This window comes from Shewanella sp. SM20 (assembly GCF_025654545.1).
Classification (GTDB): Bacteria; Pseudomonadota; Gammaproteobacteria; order Enterobacterales; family Shewanellaceae; genus Shewanella; species Shewanella oncorhynchi.
In genome coordinates, this window is the sequence record NZ_JAKKRK010000012.1 from 74,324 (window position 1) to 99,839 (window position 25,516).

Sequence of the window (25,516 nt, forward strand, 5' to 3'; positions counted from 1 at the left end):
TAATATCCTAAATATATCTCATATTCCAAAATGGACTACAAATAACAATTTTAATAACCAAATTTGTAGATATAGTCAGAGTGCGAGTCAAACTGGCTTCATCCGGTCGTCATTTGGCTCTCTTATAAACTCACATCTTGGAGGATAAAATATGGCAACCTTATTAATTGTGCCAGGGTTTGGTGGTAGCGGCCCTTTACATTGGCAAAGTTGGATTGCACAAAAATATGAATCAGCTATATGGGTCAATGACTTACCACTATTGGAGCCTAAGATTCATATCTGGGCCAATGCCATTTGCCGCGCAATCGATCAAATCGAAGGTGAAATCCTCATCCTCGCCCACAGTTTTGGCTGTTTAGCGACAAGCCTTGCCATCGCTCATCATCCACAGCGGGTAGCAGCAGCTATTTTAGTCGCGCCAGCATCACCAGCACGATTTTCTGAGAATGGACACATTCTGCCTGAACACGATGGCAATCAAACGATCAAACACTTGTTGCCAAAACATCCCTTAGGTGTCGCAGGGCTTGTCATTGCCAGTGAAAACGATCCTTGGATGCCCTTTAATCAAGCTGCAAAACTGGCAAAAAAATTGGGATTCCCAACAATCAACTTAGGGTTAAGTGGCCACATTAATGTCGATTCCGGACATGGACAGTGGCCCCTCATTGATGTGCTTATTGGTAATCTTATCTATCAAATAGAAAGTGCAACTCAGAGCCAGTCTAACGATCTCGTAAACTCAAACACACAAAAGACACACTTATTACATAAAAGAATATCAAATCGCAAAATGTAACTTTTTAGTTATCAATATTTGATTATAATTCCAATTACGTTGTCAAAAACCACTTACATGAGGACTTATATGGCAACCAAAGAAGATCTACAAACCGTGATCCCCTTGCTCGTCAATAGTTTAGAAAAACTACTGGGTAGAATTGAGTTTGGGACAGTGGAATTAACCTTTCACCATGGGAAATTAGTGCAATTAGAAAAGAAAGAAAAAATTCGTTTAGACCAAGTTACGCCGTCGAAATAAAACGAAATTTACCACCCAATCAACACAGTTAGACCACATCGCTGACCGGTCAACCGGAAGCCTTATTAAATAATATGAGGATTTCGGTATGAATATTTTATCTCACCTACAAAAAGCAACACTCACCTTAGTTTTGGCCTCTGCTAGTTTTCTCGCACTCGCTGAAGATACGCTATTGAATGTTTCCTATGATCCAACCCGTGAATTCTATCGGGAATATAACCAACTCTTTAGCCAATATTGGCAAAAACAGGGCCATAAAGCCCCAACCATACGTCAATCTCATGGTGGTTCAGGCTCGCAAGCTCGCTCAGTTATTGATGGATTAGAAGCGGATGTTGTCACTCTGGCACTGGCCTATGACGTTGATGCATTAAGGCAAAAAGCGGATTTAATTCCTGAAAATTGGCAAAGTCGCCTGCCACACAATAGCTCGCCCTATACCTCGACCATAGTGCTATTGGTTCGCAAGGGAAATCCCAAAAATATCCATGACTGGAATGACTTAGTTCGAGAAGGTGTAGAGGTCATTACCCCAAATCCTAAGACTTCAGGCGGGGCGCGCTGGAACTATCTCGCCGCTTGGGGTTATGCACTGAAGCAATACGGCTCAGAAGAAAAAGCGTTAGAGTTTGTCACTCAGATTTATAAAAACGTACCTGTGCTGGACTCTGGCGCCCGTGGCGCAACCAATACCTTTGTACAGCGTAAAATTGGCGATGTGTTCATCGCTTGGGAAAATGAAGCCATATTATCTGTTGAGCAGTTAGGAAAAGGTGAATTTGAAATCATTGTTCCAAGTGTCAGTATTCTTGCCGAGCCACCAGTGACAGTGGTAGATAAAAATGTCGATCGCAAAGGGACACGTAAGTTAGCAGAAGCTTACCTAGCACATCTCTATACTGATGAAGCACAACACCTAGCAGCAAAACACTTTTATCGCCCGACAAACCCAGACGTTGCGTTGCAATACAAAGACAAATTTCCACAACTGACGCTCTTTACCATTGATGAAGTTTTTGGTGGCTGGAACAAAGCACAAAAAACGCATTTTAATGATGGTGGTCAATTCGATTCTATTTTAACCAAGATTAGCAAGTAATCTTTTACGCGGTTTCACTCATACGAAACCGCCCATTGGTTTCACTTATCTCGCGACGGAATAATGATATGAGCAAGGTTGTCATAAAATCTGTGCTACCTGGATTTGGTATTACCTTAGGCTTCTCAGTTTTATATTTAAGTTTGCTATTTCTTATTCCTGTAGCCGGATTAGTTCTGTTTACGCTGCAAATGAGTTGGGCTGACTTTTGGGTCGCAATTAGTCATCCTCAGGTTGTAGCCTCATACAAGCTGTCATTTACGGCGTCTTTTATTGGCGCCAGCATTAATGCCATTTTTGGGACTCTCGTCGCTTGGGTGTTAGTACGTTATCAATTTTTTGGTAAAAAAGTCGTCGATGCTTTAGTCGATCTGCCTTTTGCCTTACCGACGGCTGTCGCAGGTATCGCGCTCGTAACGCTTTATTCGACTACCGGGTGGGTAGGTCAATATTTACACTTATGGGGCATTAAAGTCGCCTACAGTCAAATTGGTGTTGTAATCGCCTTAACTTACATTGGATTGCCCTTTGTCGTACGAACAGTGCAACCGGTTTTGGCTGACTTTTCAAAGGAACTTGAAGAAGCCTCAGCATCCCTCGGTGCTAATCGATTAACCACCATAAGAAGAGTAATCCTACCTGCGATATTACCTGCATTATTAACGGGTTATGCCTTAGCCTTTGCACGTGCAGTGGGCGAATATGGTTCCGTCATTTTTATCTCGGGCAATTTGCCCTATCGCACCGAAATTACTCCGCTACTGATAGTGTCCAAAGCTGAGCAATATGACTATAACGGCGCAGCGGCTATCGGCGTGGTCATGCTCGCAGCAGCTTTCCTCTTATTGTTATTAATTAATAGCCTACAGTGGTGGGCGAGTAAAAGAGGTTAAGTCTATGGGTCAAATATCGACTGTAAATCATCACGCTACCACTGAGGCACCTTGGATAAAGTGGAGTTTAATCGGGATCGCATTAAGCTTTCTCGCACTGTTTCTGGTTTTGCCATTAGCGGTTGTGCTCTACGGCGCCTTCGAAGCGGGTCTCAAGGTCTGGTGGCAAGCCGTGACCGATCCCGATGCGCTCGCTTCCATTCGCCTCACCTTGTTAGTGTTAATTATTGTTGTACCCACTAATGCTATTTTTGGTGTCGCCATCGCTTGGGCCATTGCTAAATTTGAGTTTAGAGGCAAAACCATACTGATCTCGATAATCGATATGCCCTTCGCCATTTCACCCGTAGTGGTCGGGCTGATTTTTGTGATCCTCTTCGGTGCCCAAGGCTGGTTTGGCCCTTGGCTTGCTGCCCATGATTTAAAAGTGATTTTTGCCGTTCCGGGCATAGTCATTGTCATCATGTTCGGCACTTTACCCTTTATTGCCCGTGAACTCATCCCACTGATGCAACAACAGGGCAAAGATGAAGAAGAGGCCTCACTCACCCTAGGTGCCAGTGGTTTAAAGACCTTTTGGTACGTCACACTGCCTAACATTAAGTGGGGCTTACTCTACGGCGTGATCCTGTGTAATGCCCGTGCTATGGGCGAGTTTGGGGCGGTAGCAGTGGTCTCTGGGCGCATTCGCGGTGAGACCAATACTATGCCGCTACACATAGAAGTGCTTTATAACGAATACATGTTTACGGCCGCGTTTGCCGTGTCATCCCTGCTCACAGGTTTAGCACTGGTCACTATAGTGCTGAAAAGCCTTGTGGAGTGGAAAGATGAGCGCAAACATCAAATTAACTAAACGCAACGTCCTTGGGAACAGAGCATTATGAGCATACACATTCAACAAGTTAATAAGCGTTTTAGTGATTTTGTTGCCGTGGACTCGGTCAATTTAGAGATCAAAACCGGAGAGCTGACAGCCCTTTTAGGCCCATCCGGCTCAGGCAAAACAACTTTACTCAGGATTATTGCCGGACTCGAACAGGCCGACAGTGGCATAGTCAGATTTAATGGCGAAGACATCACCACACAGCATGTGAGTGAACGCGGTGTCGGTTTTGTATTCCAACATTACGCCCTATTTAAACATATGACTGTATTCGAAAATGTCGCCTATGGACTCACAGTCAGACCACGAAAAACACGTCCGAGTAAGGCAGACATTGCCGATAAGGTGCATTCATTACTCAAACTCGTCCAATTAGATTGGACTGCTAATCGCTATCCATCACAACTTTCAGGCGGTCAAAGGCAACGCATCGCACTCGCCCGCGCGCTTGCGGTCGAACCTAAGGTTCTACTGTTAGACGAACCCTTTGGCGCGCTCGATGCAAAAGTCCGCGCAGAATTACGCCGCTGGTTAAGACGCTTACACGATGAGATTAATGTCACTACCGTATTTGTGACCCATGATCAGGAAGAAGCACTCGAAGTCGCAGATAAAATTGTAGTGATGAATCAAGGTCGTATCGAGCAGCAAGGTACGCCAGAAGAAGTCTATGATAATCCAAGCAATCCTTTTGTGTACGAGTTTCTTGGCAATGTGAACCTATTTCATGCCCGGGTAAAACAAGGGCATAGCACTATAGGCAATATCCACATACCCTCACCTGAACACACAATTAGCGAAGAGCAACAAGGCTTGGCCTATGTTCGCCCACACGAAATCGAGGTACTGACACAACCAACTGAAAATGCCCTTAAAGTCAGTTTAGACTTAGTGACCATAGTTGGCCCTGCAGTGAGATTAGAAGTCCTAACTGAGCTAGATAACCAACTGATCCATGTTGAATTATCTAAAGTGCAATTTAAACAGCTTGGCATAAACAAAGGTGATAGCGCTTGGATCCAGCCACGCTATACCAAAGTCTTTTTAGGGGAAGGCATTTAGCCACTCACCGCCATAATCAATAGATCAGAACTTCAAGGTCAAGGACTGACCTTCTCCCATTCCCTGCCACTCAACACTCAAATCCATAATCTCATTGAGAATATGATCAAAATCTGTTTGGTTAACAGTAGGAACGGCTAAGTCTCGACTGCTACAGGCTTGCTCTAACAGATAAATAAAGCCGTCATAGGTTGGCGTTTCGCCCGACCAGAGTAGCGACTGCAAGGTCTCGACTATGGATTCGGTTTGCCACACTTCCGTTTTATCTGCGATAGCGCGGGAGGTTTCATTATGTTCCAAGGCGAAGCTGATATCGGCGCCAGCTCTGACCTGCGAGAAGAAAGCCCCTTGAATATGCAGACGTTTTTCAACCACATAATGAATCATATCGTGGGGAGCAATGCCCTGTTCTGGCATTTGGGTTTGAGTCGCACTACCGTCCATGCGCACGCAGCGCAACTGGCCATAACGCTGAGTACCTTTAGTGAAGATGACTTGCATAAAACCATCCTTAGTATTTTGATTAACGCATGCATAATGCGAACTCAAGTATAGTCCAACTCTGCGCCAGCATTAGAAAAACAACAACACTCTGCCGTTATAAATTACGCTGGATAAAGCGGAAACACTCTTCTGCCGCTAAGGGTTTACTAAAGTAAAACCCTTGCACTAAGTCGCACCCCATGCTCGACAATAATACCAATTGCGCCTCGTTTTCAACCCCTTCAGCGACCACAGTTAACCCCAATTCATGGGACATAGAAATAGTTGCAGCGCTAATGGCTGCATCGTTCGAGTCGGTCTCAATATCCTTCACAAAGGATCGGTCGAGCTTTAACCTGTCTAAGGGCAAGAGTTTCAAATAGGATAAAGAGGAATATCCTGTACCAAAATCATCGATGGCGAGCTCGATACCATGTTGACGTAATTCCGCTAATAGGCGCGCATTCTGCTCAGGATATTGCATCGCCACACTCTCGGTAATCTCCAGCTCCAGCGCGCCTTTGCCCAACTTATGCTTCACCAGCACATTGGTAATATCGGCGACTATCGTATCCTTACGGAGTTGATGCGCTGACAGATTCACTGCCATTCGCAACTCAGTGGCACCCGCAGCACGCCAGACAGCAAGTTGCGCCATCGCCGTTTCTAACACCCATTGACCAATTGGGATGATCATGTCGATCTCTTCGGCAATGGGAATAAAACGGTCAGGCGCTATCATGCCAAATTCGGGATGCTGCCAGCGCACAAGCGCTTCGACACTGACCACTTGCCCGCTTCTAATATCAATTTGTGGCTGATAATGCAGTCGTAATTCGTCGTTTGCTAACACTTGCCTCAGGCCAGTTTCAATATGCTGGCGCTCAGTGATCAAAGTGTTCATTGCCGCAGTAAAGAATTGATAGTTATTGCGTCCAGCCGCTTTTGCGCGGTACATGGCCATATCGGCATTTTTCATCAAGGCTTCAACACTGTCACCATCATTGGGAAATAAACTGATCCCTATACTTGGCGACGAATGTAATGCTTGATTATTAATCACATAGGTTTGACTCAAACCACTGCGCAGCGCCTCGGCTAAACTGGCCACTTCATCATGGTTTGTATCGGACAAGGCAACCACAAACTCATCGCCTCCCAAACGCGCCACAGTATCATTATCACCAACGATGTATTTCAAACGTCGGGCCACCTCTAGCAGCAGTTGATCGCCCACATGATGGCCCAAGGTATCGTTGATATTTTTAAAGTGGTCCATGTCGATGAACATTACCGCTATTTGGCTGTGGGATATCAGAGCATCCTTAAACACCACTTCGAGGCGCGACTGCAAGCTCAGTCGATTAGGCAATAAGGTCAAAGAGTCATGATGAGCAAGGAAATGAATGCGTTCCTCACTGACTTTACGCTCACTGATATCGGTAAAGCTGCCAATATAGTGACTCACGGCACCAGAATCATCCCGCACCACAGACATCATCAACCATTTCGGGAAATCGTAGCCTTGTTTATGCCTGTCCCAGACTTCACCTTGCCAGAAACCCGTTTGCTCGAGGGCAGCACGGACTTGAGAATCGATACTTTTGTCCGTTCGTTCAGCCTCTATAAAACGGCAGTTTTTACCAATAATGTCCTCTCGGGAATAACCCGTGATCTAAGAAAATGCGCTATTCACATCCACAATGATATCGTTGGCATCCATAATCGTGATGCCTTCACCACTCTGCTGAAATACTTGCGCCAAGAGATTTACCCGCGCAACGGTACGCTCCTGCTCGGTAATATCTTCGACAATAAACAAAATTAGCTGTTCACCATTAGCACCAGTAACTAAAGCCCCGTTGAGGCGCACCGCCACTAATTGGCCATTTTTATGTAAATAATGCTTCTGATAGGGGCCGTAACGGCGCGTCTGCTTTAAGCGCTCTAATTGCTCAGTTTCACTTAATTGATAACGCTTTGGGGTAAGATCCCAAGGATCAAGTTGATTAAGCTCATCGAGTGAATAACCCGTAATCGCTTGAAAGGCGGGGTTAATCGCCACAAATTGACCATCATCTAAACGTTTAAGCACATGCCCCACTGGGGCCTTATCAAATAGGTTTCGATATTTTTGCTCACTTTCGACCAAGGTAGCTTGAAAAGCCTGACGGCGGGCAATTTCCTTCGACAATGCCATGGTTTTTTCTGTCACTTTTTCGGCAATACGTTGGCGCTCGCCGGAGGAAACCAGTGTCATACCGCCCACGACCGCACAAGTGATAAATGCGAGCAGCAGCATCAGTAGCGATAAGCTAAAAGTATCGCCCATCAGCACCGCATAGGATTGATAAATCACTATATGCCAATGACGATCCGCTAACATCAAGTTTGCCTGAAAATACTGCCCAGTTTTATCGCTGAAGAGCTTACTGCTAAATTCGGGAAACGATTTTTGAGTATTGCTATAAAGTAAGGTACCGCCCGCACTCATATCTGTCAGTTGCCACTGCAACCCTTTTACACTATCAACATCATCAATAATGCCTTGCAAATCAATTACAGCAGAACAAAACCCTGAGATCTTACCCAATCTGTCAAAAGCAGGAGCAATGAGTAAAGTGCCACCAGGACCATTGGGATCTTGTGCTAATTGAATCTTGGCTGTCATCACGGGTGCTAACGTCGCACGCACTTTTGCTATGGCAGCGGCTCGCGTCGGCTCACTATTGAGATCTAATCCCAAGGCCGCTTCGTTACCTATCTGCGGCTGAATATACATCACAGGGACTAGCCAACCATCAGTATTCGCCTGCCAGCCTTCGGGACGAGTCACTTTGTAGGAACCGCCAACCACAGAACGAATTGATGCCTCAAAACTTTGCTGATCGGCTGCCGCCACAAGCGGTGACCAAGACCAAGCTCTAAAGCCATCCTTCATCAACATATTGCGTTTGCCAAACTGTACAAACTCATCCTCAGAAACCTGCTCGCTATTATCGAACAAGCTTGCTAAGGCAACAATTTGTTGGAGGTTAGCATCTTGAAAACTTTCAATATTGCTAATAATCGCATTAGATTGAACCAGAAACTTATCCTGCAACTGTTGGCGCTGATTCATATCTGAGTAGTAATAAATCCCCACGCAGAATAAAAAGCCCACCAGCAAAGGCACACCCGTCTGAATGCGGCGAGAACGCCAAATAACTCGCTTATCAAATAACAACATAGTCAGAGGGATAAAAATCACGGCACCGAGCAAATCCCCAGTCCACCAATTTATTAAACTACCCAGTAAATCGGACTGTGGAATCGTACCGTTAATCACTAAGGAGAAATTGCCAAAAACAGTCGCTACAGTACAAGTTAAAGCTAAACTCAAGCAGGATTTAATGACGGCGTTAGGATTATCTAGGGTGAATAAATGATCGACTCGCCCAAGAACATAGGCAGAAAGCACTGCCTGTATAGATGAGCCAATTGAAATCGCAAAGGGCAACCACCCCCAATGGATATGTCCGCTGATGTTGAGATTAATCAACAAAGAACCAATGAACACGCCAATCCAAGGCGCATATTCTTTCCATAAAACACAAGCGGCAATAGCAATACCTGCGGCAGGCCAAATTGCAGCAGAATATCCAGGCGGCAAAGCAATCATCAAACCAATCTTACCTACAATAACGTAAGCTAAGGCGATGAAAATGTTTACCTTAAGGTATGGGATAAATGACTTTATGTGTAGTCCTTTATGCTGACGCACTTCGAGAATTGAGAAGCATCATGCCCTACTCACAGGCTCAATCTCAAGCACATATCAGGGGCGAGATAAGTTCACAGTTTAATAATCGGTTTATCTAATGTAAATAGCGTAAATGACTGACACAATCACTCATTTAACGTGATGTTTTTATTTGGGATGCCGATCTCAAATGCACTTAATCACACAGCCAAACTTGGCGAGCCCAATCTTGCGACAAACAAGCTAACCCATCAAGACAACTATCGGCAACATTAGCCCCGCCATAGAAGTTAAGCTTAGTCTTTTTACGGGTAAAGCTAACATGTTTATAGGGGCTATAATCAACTCAATGACACCACAAGCAAATCAACTTTAGTCAAAATGAATAAATGAGAGGCTTCACAATTTTTTATTTTATGAGAACAAAATCAGTTTAAATACTGTTAATTTTGTAAAATTAACGATCGCATTTAGTTTTAATTAAGGTTTTTTTAATACTTAAGCCCTTTTACTACGGGGATCCGCTTTCATTCAATAGCCGCTTCTTGGTATCCTCCTGCCGCATAAAAAAGTTACATGCTGAATATTTTTTGTTCTGCCAACTGACTCCTTTTCCCGTTCAGCCGGACCCGTTAATTGAAATTAGCTCTTAGCCAATTCATTGTTGAAAGATTGAACCTAACTATTCGGCTTTCAACCTTTAGCATGACAAATCTAACCCTGTTTTTCGGGTTATTGTTTGTGCTGCCTATTGCTGACGTTTTATCCGTGTTGATCGGCGGTTGTGTCGATATTAGTGAATTAATCAGCCTCAGCAATGGCTTTTTAGTCGAGTTTATCGGCGCCAGTCTGTTCAGCCTATTATTGCTCAACCCCCTCGTTATTCTGCAGTTATGGCATTTAATCAACTGCTGCTTCAAATTTTTCAATCATCTCAATTTAACTAACGCCTCACTTTTTTTAGCACCCCCAAGGCTAAAATCCCTCGAACATACCGCCCACGGTTGTCGCGCTCCGCCATTTTAACCCTCTGTTTTTAAATTCAAATTAAGCATTAAGCGCTGAAAGCGGATCTTAGATTTGCCTCGGGATGGCGACACATTGTTGTGTCATGCCTCTTGGGTTTCAGGATTTGCGCTCAGATAACGCCGCTTAGTGCGACTGCCGGTTAACGCTTGGCAGAGTTGTAAACCTTAGGGTTAGAGGAATCTTCCTTTGTTAATTCGAAAATTAAGTAAAGCAGCAATCGCGGCAGTAGCACTCATGCTCGCGGGTTGTGATGGCGGTGTGTTGGACCCTAAGGGCCAAATCGGTATCGATGAAAAACACCTGATTATCGTCGCCACCCTACTCATGCTTATTGTCGTTATCCCTGTGATTGCCATGACATTGTACTTCGCGTGGAAATACCGCGATGGCCGTGATCAGGAAATCTATGCGCCTAAATGGGCACACTCAACGGCGATTGAAACCGTAGTGTGGATAGTGCCGATTGTGATCGTGATAGTGCTCGGTGTGATCACTTGGGGTTCGACCCATGATCTTGATCCATACAAACCTTTAGATCACGAAGCTAAACCCGTCACGGTTGAAGTAGTGTCGCTGGACTGGAAATGGTTATTCATTTATCCAGAACAAGGCGTGGCGTCGGTCAATGAGTTGGCGTTCCCAGCCAATGTGCCGGTGAACTTTAAGATCACCTCTGACACTGCGATGAACTCCTTCTTCATCCCTCAGTTAGGCAGCCAGATTTACTCTATGGCGGGCATGACCACTAAGTTACATTTGATCGCTAACGAGCCCGGCACCTTCGACGGTATCTCGGCTAACTACAGCGGCGCCGGATTTGCGGGCATGAAGTTTAAAGCGATTGCCACTCAGACACCTGCCGACTTCGAGGCATGGGTAGCTAAGTTAAAACAACAGGGCAAGGCATTGGACTCAGCGGCCTATGCCACACTGGCTAAACCGAGTGAATACAATCCAGTTGAATACTTTGGTTCTGTCAGCAAAGGGATGTTTGACCAAATCGTGATGCAATACATGCGCATGGACTCACATGAGGGCATGAAAGGTCACGAAGGAATGGACATGCACGCAGGCATGGAACACATGGGCACTGAGCACACATCTGACATGGCAGACATGAAAGGTATGCACGACATGCCACATATGGCAGGCGAGCACGCGATGGAAAATACACAGAACATGGCCGACATGGATAGCTCAACACCTTCTGTACCGTCATTAACACAAGACTCATCCACAGAACCTTCATCATTAGAGCACTCATCCACTCACAAAGTGGAGGCGGAGTAATCATGTCATTTCTCGGTAAATTAAGCTTAGATGCGATTCCGTATCACGAGCCCATCATCATGGTGACCCTAGCGGTCGTCGCTGTGGTAGGTTTGTATATCGCAGCCTTGATCACTAAACACAAAAAATGGAGTGTACTCTGGAATAATTGGTTAACTTCAGTTGACCATAAACGCCTCGGTATCATGTACATAGTGTTGGCTTTAGTGATGCTCATTCGTGGCTTCTCCGATGCCATTATGATGCGTACCCAGCAAGCACTCGCCACCAACGGCGCCGCAGGTTATCTGCCGCCAGAACATTACGACCAGATCTTCACCGCCCACGGCGTGATCATGATTATCTTTATGGCGATGCCATTTATGATAGGTCTAATGAACTTAGTAGTGCCGCTGCAGATTGGCGCACGCGACGTTGCCTTCCCCTTCTTGAATAACCTCAGTTTCTGGCTGACCGCCTCTGGCGCTGTGCTGATCAATATTTCATTGGGTTTAGGTGAATTTGCTAAGACAGGTTGGGTGGCGTATCCCCCCCTCTCAGAGCTGGCTTACAGTCCGGGGGTTGGAGTCGATTACTATATCTGGGCACTGCAAATTTCAGGCATAGGGACGACCTTAACCGGGGTGAACTTTATCGCCACCGTACTGAAGATGCGTGCCCCAGGCATGAAGCTGATGCAAATGCCAATCTTCACTTGGACTTGTACGTGGGCGAACATATTGATCGTCGCGTCATTCCCAATATTAACCGCCGTGTTAGCCATGTTAACGCTCGACCGTTATATGGATTTCCACTTTTTCACCAATGACGGTGGCGGTAACGCCATGATGTATATCAACCTATTTTGGGCGTGGGGACATCCTGAAGTTTACATCCTGATTTTGCCTGCTTTTGGTATTTTCTCCGAGGTGATCTCAACCTTTACGGCTAAGCGTTTGTTTGGTTACACCTCTATGGTGTGGGCGAGCGGTGCGATTTCAATTTTAGGTTTCATCGTTTGGTTACACCACTTCTTCACTATGGGCTCAAGTGCCAACGTCAACGCCTTCTTCGGGGTGATGACTATGGTGATTGCCGTTCCAACCGGGGTAAAACTGTTTAACTGGTTGTTCACTATCTACCGTGGCCGCCTACGGTTAACGGTACCTGTGTTGTGGACGCTAGGCTTTATGGTGACTTTCACCATAGGCGGTATGACAGGTGTACTATTAGCCTTACCGGGAGCCGATTACGTTCTACATAACAGTTTGTTTTTAATCGCGCATTTCCATAACACTATTATTGGTGGTGCTGTATTTGGTTACTTAGCAGGCTTTGCTTACTGGTTCCCTAAAGCGACAGGTTTCCACTTGAATGAACGTTTAGGTAAAGCGTCATTCTGGTGTTGGCAAATCGGTTTCTACGTGGCCTTTATGCCGCTGTACGTATTAGGCTTTATGGGTATGACGCGCCGAATTAGCCATACGGATAACCCGGCATGGAATCTATGGATCTACTTAGCCGCTGTGGGTGCTTGCATCATCATGGTCGGTATCATTCTGCAGTTTATCCAACTGTACGTGAGTATCCGTGACCGCGACCAAAACCGCGATACTACGGGCGATCCATGGAATGGCCATACTTTAGAGTGGTCAACCGCTTCACCACCACAGTGCTATAACTTCGCTAAGCTGCCACAGGTTGCTGATATCGATGCCTTTACCGATGCGAAAGAAAAAGGTTTGGCTTATCAAGGCCTCAAACACTATCAGCCAATCCATATGCCGAAAAATACCTCAAGCGGTATCTTAATGGCGCTGGGGATCACTGCCGCGGGTTTTGCCGCTATTTGGCACATTCTGTGGTTAGCCATTGTGGGCTTAGTGGGCGCGTTTATCGTGTTCTTATTCCGTGCCTATAACAATGACGTCGACTATTACGTGCAACCCGATGAAGTGGCTCGCATTGAAAATGCCCACTTAAACAATGTAGTAAGGGGCTGATATGAGTATTGCAATCCCAGCAGATTTAAAAGTAGCTCACGCAGAAGATCATCACGAACACCATGATACGAGTGGCAACACCCTGTTTGGTTTTTGGATTTACCTGATGACCGACTGCATTTTGTTTGCCTCGGTTTTCGCAACCTATGCAGTGCTCTACATGAACACGGACGGTGGCGTTTCGGGTAAAGACATTTTCGAATTGGACTTTGTGCTGATCGAAACTGCCGCCCTGCTCGTCAGTAGTATTACCTATGGCATGGCGCTGATTTTTGCTAAACGCCATAACAAAGCCGCGACCTTGGCTTGGTTACTCGTCACCTTCGCCCTCGGTTGTGTGTTTATCGGTATGGAAGTCTATGAGTTCCATCACCTGATTGAACATGGCAATGGCCCGCAGCGCAGCGCTTTCCTGTCGTCCTTCTTCACTCTGGTCGGTATGCACGGCTTGCACGTGACCGCAGGTCTGATTTGGATGGCGATTATGATGATTGAAGTGGCGAAAACCGGTTTAGGTCATCGCAGCATCACCCGCCTGAGCTGCTTAAGCTTGTTCTGGCATTTCCTCGACATAGTGTGGATTTGTGTATTCACGGTCGTGTATTTATTGGGAGCACTGTAATGAGCGCACATAGTCATACTGATAAGCCTAGCCATGGTACTGACAATCTGGCCGCGAGCATTAAGTCATATCTAATGGGCTTTGTGCTGTCAGTGGTATTAACCGCCATTCCATTTTGGGCGGTAATGACCCATCACTTCGAGAAAGCGACCACCCTTAGCTTAGTGCTAGTGATGGCGATAGTGCAGATAGTGGTACATCTTAAGTACTTCTTGCACTTAGATTTCTCGAAAGAAGGCAAAGTGAATACCTTCTCCTTCCTGTTTACCGCACTGATCATTGTCATGGTAGTCGGCCTGTCGGTGTGGATCATACTCGAAGCCAACGCTTTGATGATGTAACGAGAAACAGTCTATGCAAACACAAGACAGATTTATGTCACCGCAATGGAAAGCACGCTTCAAAGGGTATGTGCAGGTTACTAAGCCTGGCATCATTTTCGGGAATCTGATTTCCGTTGCTGGCGGTTTTTTATTAGCCGCCAAAGGCGACGTAAATTTGGTCTTGATGCTGGCGAGCTTAGTAGGATTGTCCTTGGTTGTAGCCTCGGGCTGCGCTGTCAATAACTGTATTGACCGTGATATCGACGCCAAAATGCAGCGAACCTGCAAACGCGTGACCGTCACGGGCGAAATTGCCGTGGGTAACGTACTTGCATTTGGACTCGCCTTAGGTGTGTTAGGCTTTAGCATCTTAGCCTTGTTTACCAATGCATTAGCCCTGCTATTTGCCGTTATTGGTTACATCGTTTATGTGGGGGTTTATAGCCTCTACATGAAACGTAACTCAGTGTATGGCACTTTGGTTGGCAGCTTCTCGGGCGCAGTACCGCCCGTGGTTGGCTATTGCAGCGTGACAGGGCAAATGGACATGGGTGCAGCTATTTTGCTGTTGATGTTCAGTCTATGGCAGATGCCACATTCCTATGCCATCGCGATTTTCCGTTTTAATGACTATGCGGCCGCTAATATTCCTGTGCTGCCGGTTGCAGAAGGCATGACCAAGGCAAAACTGCATATCGTGCTTTATATTGCAGTGTTCGCCTTAGTCAGTGCGCTGCTGCCACTCGCAGGTTATACAGGTATCGCCTTTATGGCAGTCACCTGTGCCACTAGCCTGTGGTGGCTTGCCATGGCATTAAAAGGTTATCGCCACGGCGTCGACATGCACCGCTGGGCTCGCCAAGTGTTTGGTTTTTCAATCATCACTATTACGGCGCTCAGTGTGACTATGGCGCTCGACTTCCAAGTTGTGAGTCAGGCACCACTACTCACTTTAGTGAAGTAAACCCTAAGCTTTCAGCTAGTTGTCTAGTCCTGAAATAAGTTGATAATACAAAAGCGCTAACCAAGATTAGCGCTTTTTTTCTCTCCTAAAACAGCCCCTGAAGCATCTCTTCTAAGTGAACATCATTCGCCACCACATACCGGGTAGGCTAGTAAAGCCTGTCGTATAGTGTTTTAGCTCACCCTCTTTAAAGATCATAATGGTTGGCGTCGCCTGCAATGACCAATCACGGGCAATCTTGCTGTCACTATCGTTAATAGTGTCAAAGCCATAGCCTTGATGCTGAAGATATTTTCTCAGTTTCTCATCCTCCCCCGAATTCATGGCAACCGTCACCACGGGGTAATAGGCCGACATTTGATTGACCGCCGGACTGACAAAATTACACACAGGGCACCAAGTACCCCAGAAGTATACCAATACCGCCTGATCTTGGCTTAACGTGGCAATATCAAGCGCTTCCCCAGCCAACGTCGTCCCTTGGAGCTGCGGCAAATTATCCCGCGGGATATCTTTGCCGCGCCAGATGTCCATCACGCTGGTCACGATAAGGGCAATGAGCAGCCAAAGTGCCAGCTGCTTAATCCAGCCCAATATGCGTTTAGGTAAAGATGTCGAAACCTGTTCGGCGCTCATATTTTCAGTTTCCTTTGACGGCATCTTAACTGCTCTTCTGCGTCTTATCTTTAGCGGCAATCGCGGCTTCAAGCTGCTCTTTTAACACTTCGTAAGGCACTAATCCGGGAATAAGCGTATCGGCTACTATCATACTTGGAGTGCCACCTATGCCTAACTCATTCATTAAATTAACATTGTCATCGACCATTTTAGCCACGCGCTCATCTGTGTTGCCGACCCAGCGCTCGGTTGCCGTCAGTTTAGCGACCTTAGCGATGGCTGCGGCATCGAGTCCACGCGGACTCGACATCAACATATCCTTCACCTTGAGATACTTTTCAGGCTCGTTTAACCAAACGGTTTGGGCAAAATCGACCGCCATTTTGGAGCCTTCGCCCTGCAATGGCACCATTTTAACTATGATTTTTAACTGCGGAAATTCTTCAATAAGCTGGTTCAGCGAAGGCTCGATTTTCTTGCAGTATGGGCAGTTAAAATCGGTGAAGTACACCATCTCAATCTCAGGTGCCGCAGCGCCCTTCCATGGATCGCTTTTGGTCTCATACATGGCCTTATGATGGGTTACTAGGCTCGTTTGCATGGCGGTATTGGCACCCTCTTGCTCCCTTGCTTGCCACGCAATAATTGCTTCTCTCATTAGGTCAGGATCATTGATCAAGGCATCTTTAAGAATCGCTCGCACCTCTTGCTGCTGGGCCGCCGATAAACTGCTGTCCTTGGCATAGGCCATGGTGCTCACCGAAGGCAAGGAAACCACCAACATTGCCATGGCGACACCCGAGACAACAAACATCTGTAACTTGCGATTTTTCCGTAAAGAGCTAAATTTCGACATTTGGGTGCCTCCAATGGCTTGAGTTTTCTGCATTGATTCAGTGTTGTTTTGTACTTCAATCTTCTGTTTCATAATCGATTTCCATTGTCTTAGGTTAGGGTTATCCCTGACCTGAGTATTTGTTGAGTGCCACTCGACTCGCTATTGAATGAGACTCGCCAGTGATATTGCCGAGTGACATGTCCGAGTGAACGGCTGGTCGTTAGCGTTATTTCCCTGCCGCTACGGATGCCTTTTCAGGGGACGCAGAGGCCTGCTCAATCGCAGCAAGCACAAGGTCAGTCGATAGAATTTCCGGTAACTCAATCCCCTGCGGCACACCCGGGCCGTAAACCACGTTGAATGGCACTCCAAAACGATTATGGCTTTGCAGGTAGTGAGTAATGGGCTCAGAAGGCGTAGTCCAATTGCCCTTCATCGGCAAAATATGCGACTGTTGCAACAGGCTATAGACTGGATCTTGCAGGATCACGCCAACTTTATTGGCCTTACAGGTAATGCACCAATCGGCAGTGACATCGACAAACACAGTTTTGCCTTGGGCCACCTGCTGATTAATCAATGCTTGATCCAATGGCGTCCAAGCAAGATCCGCAGGTAAAGGTTTAGCCCACTGGTTCGCCGTCATAAATGCAATAACCGCCGACAGTAAAATGCCGATACCTAAGCAGCTCACAATAGCAATCGCGCCATATTTTTTAGCCATAAACACAATAAATATCAGTGTAATGACACCCGCTAACGGCCACAGGTAGAGCACATCAATAAAGCTGGCCAACAGGCTAATGAGCCACAAACTGGTGATGAGCAACATGCCGGAGAAAAACACTTTAACTGTGTTCATCCAGCGACCGGGTTTAGGGAAATAACCCGCCACTTGCGGGAATGCCGCCACGATTAACCAAGGGAACGCCATACCCACGGCCAACGCGGTAAAGATGGCAAACAGGCTCAGTACATCGGCGCCCAAAGCGAAAGCGACCGCAGTCCCCAAAAATGGTGCACTGCACGGTGTCGCCAGTAGCGTCGCAAACATACCCTGTAAAAAGTGACCGCTGTTATTATTGCCGCCCGTTGTCGCCAACTTGGTTTGCACGTTAGAGGGTAAGTTGATCTCAAACACACCTAACATATTGAAGGCAAACACTGTAGTCACCAGCGCCATAAAGCCGATAAACCAAGGGTTTTGGAATTGCACGCCCCAACCAATCGCTTGACCCGTGAGCTTAAGCATTAAGATAAAGCCAGCCAGTAACCAGAATGAGGCCAATATCCCCAGCGCTGATGCGATGAACTGTTGGCGGATTTGATTACGCTTAAGATCAGGCGCTGCAACCACTGAACTGAGCTTCATACCGAGTACTGGTAACACACAGGGCATGACGTTTAAGATCAAACCACCAATAAGCGCCAGCAGTATCATGCCAAATATCGAGGTACTTGCTTGAGTAATCACCACAGGCTTCACTTCGGCGCTGTATTCCAACGCCCGCTCGCTATCGGCGACAGTCATGTTCAGCGATTTGCCCAAAACTTCAGGCTCACCCAGCCAACTTTGACCAGTGAAAATACCGACCAATTGCTTGCCATTAGCATCACTTTCGTTTGGTTTTAAGCTCACTAGCTTAAATGTGGTATCTGGCTCGCCATCGATAATCACTGTAGGTTGCTGCCAGTTGGCATCATTGAGTCTGATTTCAAGTTGACCTTTGGCGGCATCCCAACCCATTGTCATGGCAGGATTTTGGCCCTCTTGGGTCAATACTTTTTGTGGCACAAGCGACACAGCCTTGTTGTAAGCCAACATGGCATCGGTATCTGCTTGCAGCGCATTGGGCGTGAAATCAAGACTAATCTGATAATCCGTCAGAACACAGATAGTGGTACAGGTCGACAAGGTCACTTTGCCACGCAACTGAGTTGGGGCAGCGATATCATCGACTTTCAAGGTTAAGGGAAAGGTGGTATTACCTTTGTAACCAAAGGTTTGTAATCCCAATAATGAGAATTCCTCTGGCGCAGGCCATCTCCAATCCACTTGCTGTAGATTGCTAGAGCCATCCCACTTGATGGTAGGCGCAATACCGCCTTCCCCAGGACTGCGCCAATAGGTTTTCCAATCGCCCTCAAGTTGTACTTCAAGCACAGCAGGCAAAGTATTCGTTGCAGGATCAACCTCCCCCGTTAGCATAAAACGTACTTTGGCTGGAGGGTGATTATCATTAACCAACCACCCCGTCGATGCGGCCATTAGCGACGGACTGGTCACTATCAAGGCGAGTATCCAGAATCTGGTTAACATGGATTTTAATGTACTCATTTTATCCCCCAAATATGCATTAACTGTTTGTTATTCAATTGCATATTAATCTCTTCGATATGTCGTCACATTTGCCATTGCAATACTTAAGCGCTGTTAGACCAAGCTAAGTTAAACAAGACTCTGTGATGCTGCGTGCATGCTTACCTTGCTTTTAGGCCATATAAATATTGGCTAACGCTATGTTCTGGTTACCAATATCGTTATGGCTTAAGAAACATCAGCGTGATAGAAGGCTTAAGTTCAAGCAGTCAGATAGGGAGGTGTGATGTGTAAAATTGGATGTTCTGCAGCCGCTTAACTTTCTTTTCTACCGGCAAACTGGCGAGAAAAGTCAAATATTGACTGAGAGAAAGCATGCCTAAACAAACCCACCTATCAAATTGATAAATAAGTTTTTATTCTTGAAAGCGACAATGTGTGAGATGTATTCGCCTAGGTTTAGCTTGATAACCTTGTATGGGTAAAGTGTTATCACGCGGGAGGCGCGGGGAAGTAACGGCAGTAGGAACAGCAGGATAAGAAATGGGATGGTACTCGGAGTGTCGATACAGGTTCGGATCGATTTCTCAGACAATTCACATTTTTTAGGTTCACTTTTGACCAGCTCAGTACCCGCCGCTTGAGCATCGACGTAGCTAGCCATATTGTTTGAAGCTGAGCTGCTGTTTAAAGCTGAACTTGAGTTTAAAACTGAGTTGGCGCTAAAACTAGCACCAGAAAAAGACGTAGCCGACATCGCCTGCGCGCTCGACTCCTTGAGCAACAAGTTAAGTATTCCACTATTTTGAGTCAAACAGAACAAGGTCAGAATGGTAAACACCATCACGCCCCATAAGTTGCCTGTTTGCTTAGTCGATAACTTAGAAATTTGAATTTCCCTTCGTCTTATTCTTTGATAATAAAGATAAAAAATGAGTGTCTGTCAACAGATAGCTGAAGATAAGACCGGCGGATTGTAACAATAGTTCATCAACAAGCAAATTATTTTGCCTTGCCTGACTCAAGCCATAGTCCACCATTTCAATAAAACCACGCTTTGCTGACGGATAATTTGAGTAACAACGACCTAAGTTCTTACCATCATACTCAACGAGTTTTTATGCTCTAACATATTGATTCTGCATAACTAGCCACAACTTAAGCAAAGCCCACCAGAGTGACTCTTGTGCAGGCTTATTAATGACTGGAATCAAACTTTTTGCCGAAAAGATAAATACAGACAAAGCTTATGCAGAAAACCCACCATCAATCATCAAACTCGCACCAGTGATATAGCCCGCTTCTGGACCCGCGATAAAGGCGACAAAGCTGGCGATCTCTTCGGCTTTACCCAAACGCCCTAGGGCGCCCATCGCTTTAACGGGCTCAGATGAATCGCCGTTATCAGGGTTCATATCGGTATCCACAGGGCCTGGCTGAATGTTGTTCACCGTAATTGCACGTGGGCCTAAATCCCGCGCGAGTCCTTTGGCTAAACCGACTAATGCCGATTTACTCATGCCGTAAATCGCACCACCTACAAACGGAATACGCTCAGCGTTGGTGCTACCGATATTGATGATGCGGCCGCCGTCATTCATGTGCAGCGCAGCTTCTTGACTGGCCACAAACACACTGCGCACATTAGTGTTAACAGTTCGTTCCCAGTCTTCTAGCGTCAGATTCTCGATGCTATCCCAAATCAGCGTGCCCGCATTATTGACCACTATATCTAAGCCACCGAAGTGCGCTTTGGTCTCGCGTATGGCACGACGGATCGCCTCCGGCTCTGTGCTGTCGGCCTTAATGGCAATAGCTTGACCACCATAAGTGATAACTTCGTCAACTAGCAATTGTGATTGGGCCTCAGATGACACATAGGTAAAGGCAACCGCTGCGCCGTCACTCGCTAAACGTTTAACAATGGCGGCACCGATACCACGACTACCACCTTGTACAAAAGCCACTTTACCTTGCAGATTATTCGACGATTTCATAGTTTGCTCACTCAATAGGTGGTTAAGGTTGATTGTATAGAAAAACCTTTTTAATCAATTACAAAATGACGTTCGCTTGTACGTTAACGCTCATTTTCATACTGTGGTAGTAGCTTACGCGATTCACTTGCCATGATTAAGTCACTAAAATGACCTTCACTAAGTCCTACAAGGAATTAATTGCCGTGATAAATAATCAATTTGTTGAGATACGCCATTTCGTCACAGTTGCCCAGCTCGGCAGTTTTACCTTAGCGGCGCAGGCGTTAGGCATGACTGGTTCGGCGCTCAGTAAAAGCATAGTGCGATTAGAAACCCGCTTAGGCACTAAGCTGCTGCACCGCACCACAAGGCGTATGAGCTTAACCAATGATGGCGATTCGTATCTCACAGATTGCCAAAATGCCATGGCAATCCTAGACAATGCACAGAGCCGACTCGGCAGCGAACAGCAAATTCCCTCAGGTCGAGTGCGAGTGGATTTACCTGTGACGTTTGGGCGGCGATATATACTGCCAACCCTATTATCACTATCGCAAAAATATCCCAAGCTCGAGTTATCCATTACCTTTAACGATAGAGCGACCGATTTGTTTAGTGACGGCATTGATTTGGCGGTGCGTGTCGGACAACTCGGCGACACTGTGGATTTAGTCGCCCGTAGATTAGGGGAGCAGCGCCGAGTGATCTGCGCATCTCCCGCCTATTTCGCTCGACTTGGCACTCCACAAGGCAAAGAAGATCTCAGCCAGCACCAATGCATTGTCGGCTGGCCGCTTGGGCAGCAACATCGCTGGTTACTTAAAAATGAGGATGGGATCATCGAGGCTTATGACATTCCAGTACGCCACGAAATCGCTGATTGCGAAGCCATTTTAGCGGCCACACTGGCGGGAGTGGGTTTAGCGCAAGTGCCAATATGGTTGGTTGAGGACTATCTTAAAACTGGTGAACTTATCTCGGTACTGGACGAACTCGCCAGTGACGACACACCCATCCACTTGATTTGGCTTAAAACCCCTTACCTCCAACCCAAGCTACGGGTGATCATCGAAGAACTGGTCGACTTAGCGAAAGCGCCCAAAAGCAGATTTAAGGCAGGATAAGTAAAAGGCCTCGACTAAGCCGACCTCTCACTTTGGGACTAACGGCTATTTATTTTGATGTACAGATTGGTCATAGAGAGTGATCGCTTTGCTGAGCGCGTCAAAATCCGCCGAACACAAATGCTGCTTTAAGCTATCAAACTTTTCGGCAGGCCAATCGTAGATTTTTAACGCCAGTAACTCAGAAATAACGTCTTTATCGAACCGATACTTGATTAATTTCGCAGGTGATCCCGCCACAATACTGTAGGGTTCGATATTTTGGGTGACAACACTATTTGCGGCAACAACCGCACCTTCACCTATCGTCACCCCTGGCATCAACATACATCTCATGCCTAACCAAGCCCCATCACCAACATGAGTATCGCCTTTGCCTACATAGGCCTCCTCGATGAAATCCATAAAGGGATATAAACAAAACCAATCCGCTCTATGCGTATGATTTCCGCCCATTAAGATCACAACTTCGGCGGCGATACACACATAGTTCCCGATATAAAGTTTATCGATAGGCCACTTAGGCTCCCACTCACGGCTCACTTCATCACCATGAAGATATCTCACCGCTGCTCCCTCAAAGCCAGCATCCCAGCAATCACTGTAATAGATATGTTAGCCTTTAACTATGATATTGGGATTGGTGACCACCTCATGCAATAACTGAACTTTTGACCAATGCTTGTTCTGCATTGCAAATCCTCTTTATAAACAAAATAGTTAATACGAAACATAATGTTATGAGAAGTTTTACATTAGAATAGTCAGTGAATACGCGGCTGTTTTAGCAGAGGAATGAGTTTCATATAAAAAATCACAAGTGGGTATAAAAAAGAAAATAGCCCATAAAACTGAAAAATCGACATGAGCTAAGCCGTTGTCACTGAAAGCATACTATGTTCGCGATGAGAAAAATCTTCGCTATTTCATCGCGGCTTTTACATAGACATCGAAACGGTTTTTCTTGGTTTCAATAACCGTATTAGGCTTAACCCCATCCAAATCTTCGGCATAGTCTGGGCGCTTAACGACGACACGTTTAGTTGCTAAAGCTAAAGCTGGGGTGAGTAAGCCATCGGCATCTAAATCGGCACCGACTAAGGATTGGAATACACGCATTTCTTTTTTAACAAGGGCCGATTTATCACGATGGGGGTACATAGGATCGAGGTAAACCACATCCACCTCTTGTGCCAATTTCGATAGTGCTTCTAGGCTAGAACCATGAAATAGGCGCATCCGCTCACGCATCCAATCGCCGATTTCAGCATCTTGATAAGCACGGCGTAAGCCATCTTCAAGTAATGCGGCAACCACAGGATGACGTTCAACCATAGTTACAGTGCAACCAAGGCTTGCGAGCACAAACGCATCGCGCCCTAAACCCGCTGTGCCATCAACCACACTCGGTGTTACTCCTTGCTTCAATCCCACCGCTTTAGCGATAGATTGGCCACGACCACCACCGAACTTACGTCTATGGGCGACGGCGCCAGTCACAAAATCCACCACTATGCCATCGAGCTTAGGCTCATCGCGTTTATGCAGTGATAAAGTATCTGATTCAAAACGCAATTCGAAGGTCGCATTCGCATCGTAGACGAGTTGCCAACGTGCACAAATATCCACAAGTGTTGGGTATTGCTGATTGAAAAAAATCGAGGTCACAGGCTGTCTTCTAACCAACGAAAATGATGGCCATTATGCCTAAAAATCTCGTTTATGAATATGCTAGTAAGCAAAACACATCACCAAGCTCATCACTGTCTTAGCCAATTTGTCTCAGTACGCCCTTAATAATTCAAACAAGCATCACACTGTAATGCACTGATTTATAAAGCAGGCAATCTATTTGTATAACAGTTTAGTGATTTATGTTATATGTTACGTCCCCAGCCAACCTGCGTGACTTCCGTACGGGATAAGGACTTTTTTTGCTTCAATGGCTAAAAGGTTTTTTGTTTATCAGGGAGCAAGATTTTTTAAATCCTGACAAAACGATATTAAAAACCAGCTTATTGCGGATTATTCTGCTCAGTGGCGCCATCTTGACCACTAGCATAGTGCTGCATAGCTCTTTAATTGCGTATGAGTTAAACCTCACTTTCATTATCAGCATTACGGTCAGTTTTTTAACTGTACTATTCCTGTCTTTATGGTTTACGCGCAAATATTTACTCGTCAGCTCTATCAGCCTGCTGGCGATGGTTATTGCAGCCTGTTTATCTATGTTGTTGTTTATCCCTGACTTTAACTTATCGCAGGTAGGTATTACTTTCTTATATACCTTGCCCTTGATGGCGCTTTTCCTGTTTGGCAGAAAAGTCGCTTTTATTATGATGTGTTTCAACGTATTGCCTTTTTTACTGCTACTGCGTAACCAAAACCTGCCTCCCATTATCGATATTGATATCAGCCTACCTGCGACCCACGCTTATCTAAACGGTTTGCTGTTTATGTTTTTTAATATCTGTATCCCGTTGTCGGCAATGCGCCTGCTAAAAACCCAGAAAATCCATGCGCAGCAAATGATCCAGCATCAAAATGCACTGCAACATACATTAGACCAATATGCTGAAATCTTTGAAAATAATGGTACAGCCTCTTTCTTCTGCAATGAGGATGGAGTCATTCTCAACCTGAATAATGCCGCGAGGGAAATCGCTGGAGAAGTCACACTAAACAGCACTCGCCTATGTGACATTTTTGAACTTACCGAAGATACCAGCACGAATTTACTGGCGGCCTCGTTTCCAACCCATTTAAAAAACAATAACAGCACTAAATATCTGCTGCAAAAAGCCTCATTACAGCACCATGATACTTTGTTATTTCACTGCCACGATGTCACAGAACAGGCAAACCATGCGATTGAGCTGAGCCGACTTAAAAAACACCATATCAGCACACATTTCTATGATTTAGTGACCGGATTACCCAACGAGAATCACTGGTATAACCCAGCCCTGAAGAATCCCCTGATGATTTACAAATAAATCATCAAATTAGGGTGGAAGCGCATCTTGTTGCATGATCAAATGGTTTCGCTAAAAACTACACTTGGACAACAAGATGCGCGAAGCCAATATCCTACAACATTCTTTACACCAATACTGCCCAGAACTTCACCTAAAACGATTAAACAGCTTGATGCTGGCCTCTAAGGCACTGATTGAATGTAAGACACTGACCTTGACTGAGTTAGGTCGAAATT

Annotated in this window: 21 protein-coding genes and 3 pseudogenes; 15 read left to right on the forward strand and 9 right to left on the reverse strand. The window is 45.8% G+C overall.

What is annotated here, in order from left to right; genetic code table 11:
- Nucleotides 1–151: 151 nt before the first annotated feature.
- The 6 genes from L5M18_RS07225 (at nucleotide 152) to L5M18_RS07250 (ending at nucleotide 4,988) form a co-directional block, all read left to right on the forward strand.
- Entirely contained in the window at nucleotides 152–802 is a 651-nt protein-coding gene (locus L5M18_RS07225) for an alpha/beta hydrolase (RefSeq protein ID WP_263162501.1), read from the forward strand.
- A gap of 69 nt (nucleotides 803–871) precedes the next feature.
- Nucleotides 872–1,045, forward strand: a complete 174-nt coding sequence (locus tag L5M18_RS07230; protein WP_011790691.1) for a YezD family protein — start codon at nucleotides 872–874, stop codon at nucleotides 1,043–1,045.
- A gap of 88 nt (nucleotides 1,046–1,133) precedes the next feature.
- Entirely contained in the window at nucleotides 1,134–2,147 is a 1,014-nt protein-coding gene (locus L5M18_RS07235; protein ID WP_263162503.1) for a sulfate ABC transporter substrate-binding protein, read from the forward strand.
- A 68-nt stretch (nucleotides 2,148–2,215) separates the two neighbouring features.
- Nucleotides 2,216–3,040, forward strand: a complete 825-nt coding sequence (cysT, locus tag L5M18_RS07240) for a sulfate ABC transporter permease subunit CysT (protein WP_263141424.1) — start codon at nucleotides 2,216–2,218, stop codon at nucleotides 3,038–3,040.
- Nucleotides 3,041–3,044: 4 nt separating this feature from the next.
- Nucleotides 3,045–3,896, forward strand: a complete 852-nt coding sequence (gene cysW / locus L5M18_RS07245) for a sulfate ABC transporter permease subunit CysW (protein ID WP_198572436.1) — start codon at nucleotides 3,045–3,047, stop codon at nucleotides 3,894–3,896.
- Nucleotides 3,897–3,923: 27 nt separating this feature from the next.
- On the forward strand, nucleotides 3,924–4,988 hold the full coding sequence (locus tag L5M18_RS07250; protein WP_168826299.1) for a sulfate/molybdate ABC transporter ATP-binding protein: 1,065 nt from the start codon (nucleotides 3,924–3,926) through the stop codon (nucleotides 4,986–4,988).
- A 24-nt stretch (nucleotides 4,989–5,012) separates the two neighbouring features.
- On the opposite strand, the gene L5M18_RS07255 is transcribed toward L5M18_RS07250, so the two are convergent.
- Together L5M18_RS07255 and L5M18_RS07260 are read right to left on the reverse strand one after the other, a co-directional pair.
- Entirely contained in the window at nucleotides 5,013–5,489 is a 477-nt protein-coding gene (locus tag L5M18_RS07255; RefSeq protein WP_198572437.1) for a cytoplasmic protein, read from the reverse strand.
- A gap of 97 nt (nucleotides 5,490–5,586) precedes the next feature.
- Nucleotides 5,587–9,234, reverse strand: a pseudogene (locus L5M18_RS07260) (EAL domain-containing protein).
- Nucleotides 9,235–9,849: 615 nt separating this feature from the next.
- On the opposite strand from L5M18_RS07260, the gene L5M18_RS07265 reads away from it, so the two are divergent.
- The 6 genes from L5M18_RS07265 (at nucleotide 9,850) to cyoE (ending at nucleotide 15,423) form a co-directional block, all read left to right on the forward strand.
- Entirely contained in the window at nucleotides 9,850–10,239 is a 390-nt protein-coding gene (locus tag L5M18_RS07265) for a hypothetical protein (RefSeq protein WP_317629809.1), read from the forward strand.
- 189 nt (nucleotides 10,240–10,428) lie between these two features.
- A complete protein-coding gene (gene cyoA, locus L5M18_RS07270) occupies nucleotides 10,429–11,532 on the forward strand; it encodes a ubiquinol oxidase subunit II (protein WP_263196393.1) in 1,104 nt (367 codons plus the stop codon).
- Nucleotides 11,533–11,534: 2 nt separating this feature from the next.
- On the forward strand, nucleotides 11,535–13,514 hold the full coding sequence (gene cyoB, locus L5M18_RS07275; protein WP_263196394.1) for a cytochrome o ubiquinol oxidase subunit I: 1,980 nt from the start codon (nucleotides 11,535–11,537) through the stop codon (nucleotides 13,512–13,514).
- Nucleotide 13,515: 1 nt separating this feature from the next.
- A complete protein-coding gene (gene cyoC / locus L5M18_RS07280) occupies nucleotides 13,516–14,136 on the forward strand; it encodes a cytochrome o ubiquinol oxidase subunit III (RefSeq protein WP_263196397.1) in 621 nt (206 codons plus the stop codon).
- The gene (gene cyoD, locus L5M18_RS07285) at nucleotides 14,136–14,477 is read left to right on the forward strand and encodes a cytochrome o ubiquinol oxidase subunit IV (RefSeq protein ID WP_263196399.1); all 342 of its coding nucleotides are present in this window, start codon (nucleotides 14,136–14,138) and stop codon (nucleotides 14,475–14,477) included. Before cyoC ends, cyoD begins: the two co-directional genes overlap by 1 nt.
- 13 nt (nucleotides 14,478–14,490) lie before the next feature.
- On the forward strand, nucleotides 14,491–15,423 hold the full coding sequence (cyoE, locus tag L5M18_RS07290) for a heme o synthase (RefSeq protein ID WP_263141405.1): 933 nt from the start codon (nucleotides 14,491–14,493) through the stop codon (nucleotides 15,421–15,423).
- A 111-nt stretch (nucleotides 15,424–15,534) separates the two neighbouring features.
- Here the strand turns inward: cyoE and L5M18_RS07295 are convergent, their stop codons facing one another.
- The 5 genes from L5M18_RS07295 to L5M18_RS07315 all read right to left on the reverse strand — a co-directional run bounded on the left by L5M18_RS07295 (nucleotide 15,535) and on the right by L5M18_RS07315 (nucleotide 21,196).
- Nucleotides 15,535–16,059 (reverse strand): protein disulfide oxidoreductase, encoded by a 525-nt coding sequence (locus L5M18_RS07295; RefSeq protein ID WP_263196412.1) that lies wholly within the window; start codon nucleotides 16,057–16,059, stop codon nucleotides 15,535–15,537.
- A 25-nt stretch (nucleotides 16,060–16,084) separates the two neighbouring features.
- Entirely contained in the window at nucleotides 16,085–16,969 is an 885-nt protein-coding gene (locus tag L5M18_RS07300) for a DsbA family protein (protein ID WP_263196401.1), read from the reverse strand.
- Nucleotides 16,970–17,105: 136 nt separating this feature from the next.
- Nucleotides 17,106–19,217, reverse strand: coding sequence for a protein-disulfide reductase DsbD family protein (locus L5M18_RS07305; RefSeq protein ID WP_263196403.1), 2,112 nt, complete (start codon nucleotides 19,215–19,217; stop codon nucleotides 17,106–17,108).
- A 361-nt stretch (nucleotides 19,218–19,578) separates the two neighbouring features.
- A complete protein-coding gene (locus L5M18_RS07310) occupies nucleotides 19,579–20,043 on the reverse strand; it encodes a hypothetical protein (RefSeq protein ID WP_263196404.1) in 465 nt (154 codons plus the stop codon).
- Nucleotides 20,044–20,446: 403 nt separating this feature from the next.
- The gene (locus tag L5M18_RS07315) at nucleotides 20,447–21,196 is read right to left on the reverse strand and encodes a 3-oxoacyl-ACP reductase family protein (RefSeq protein ID WP_263196406.1); all 750 of its coding nucleotides are present in this window, start codon (nucleotides 21,194–21,196) and stop codon (nucleotides 20,447–20,449) included.
- A gap of 185 nt (nucleotides 21,197–21,381) precedes the next feature.
- On the opposite strand from L5M18_RS07315, the gene L5M18_RS07320 reads away from it, so the two are divergent.
- Entirely contained in the window at nucleotides 21,382–22,302 is a 921-nt protein-coding gene (locus L5M18_RS07320) for a LysR family transcriptional regulator (protein ID WP_263196408.1), read from the forward strand.
- A 45-nt stretch (nucleotides 22,303–22,347) separates the two neighbouring features.
- Here the strand turns inward: L5M18_RS07320 and L5M18_RS07325 are convergent.
- Both L5M18_RS07325 and L5M18_RS07330 read right to left on the reverse strand, forming a co-directional pair.
- Nucleotides 22,348–22,995 (reverse strand): annotated as a pseudogene (locus L5M18_RS07325) (CatB-related O-acetyltransferase).
- A 228-nt stretch (nucleotides 22,996–23,223) separates the two neighbouring features.
- Complete coding sequence (locus L5M18_RS07330) at nucleotides 23,224–23,970, reverse strand: class I SAM-dependent methyltransferase (protein WP_263196409.1); 747 nt, start codon at nucleotides 23,968–23,970, stop codon at nucleotides 23,224–23,226.
- A 266-nt stretch (nucleotides 23,971–24,236) separates the two neighbouring features.
- On the opposite strand from L5M18_RS07330, the gene L5M18_RS07335 reads away from it, so the two are divergent.
- A complete protein-coding gene (locus L5M18_RS07335; protein WP_263196411.1) occupies nucleotides 24,237–25,298 on the forward strand; it encodes a hypothetical protein in 1,062 nt (353 codons plus the stop codon).
- Nucleotides 25,299–25,374: 76 nt separating this feature from the next.
- Nucleotides 25,375–25,516 (forward strand): annotated as a pseudogene (locus L5M18_RS07340) (IS4 family transposase); the annotation flags it as partial.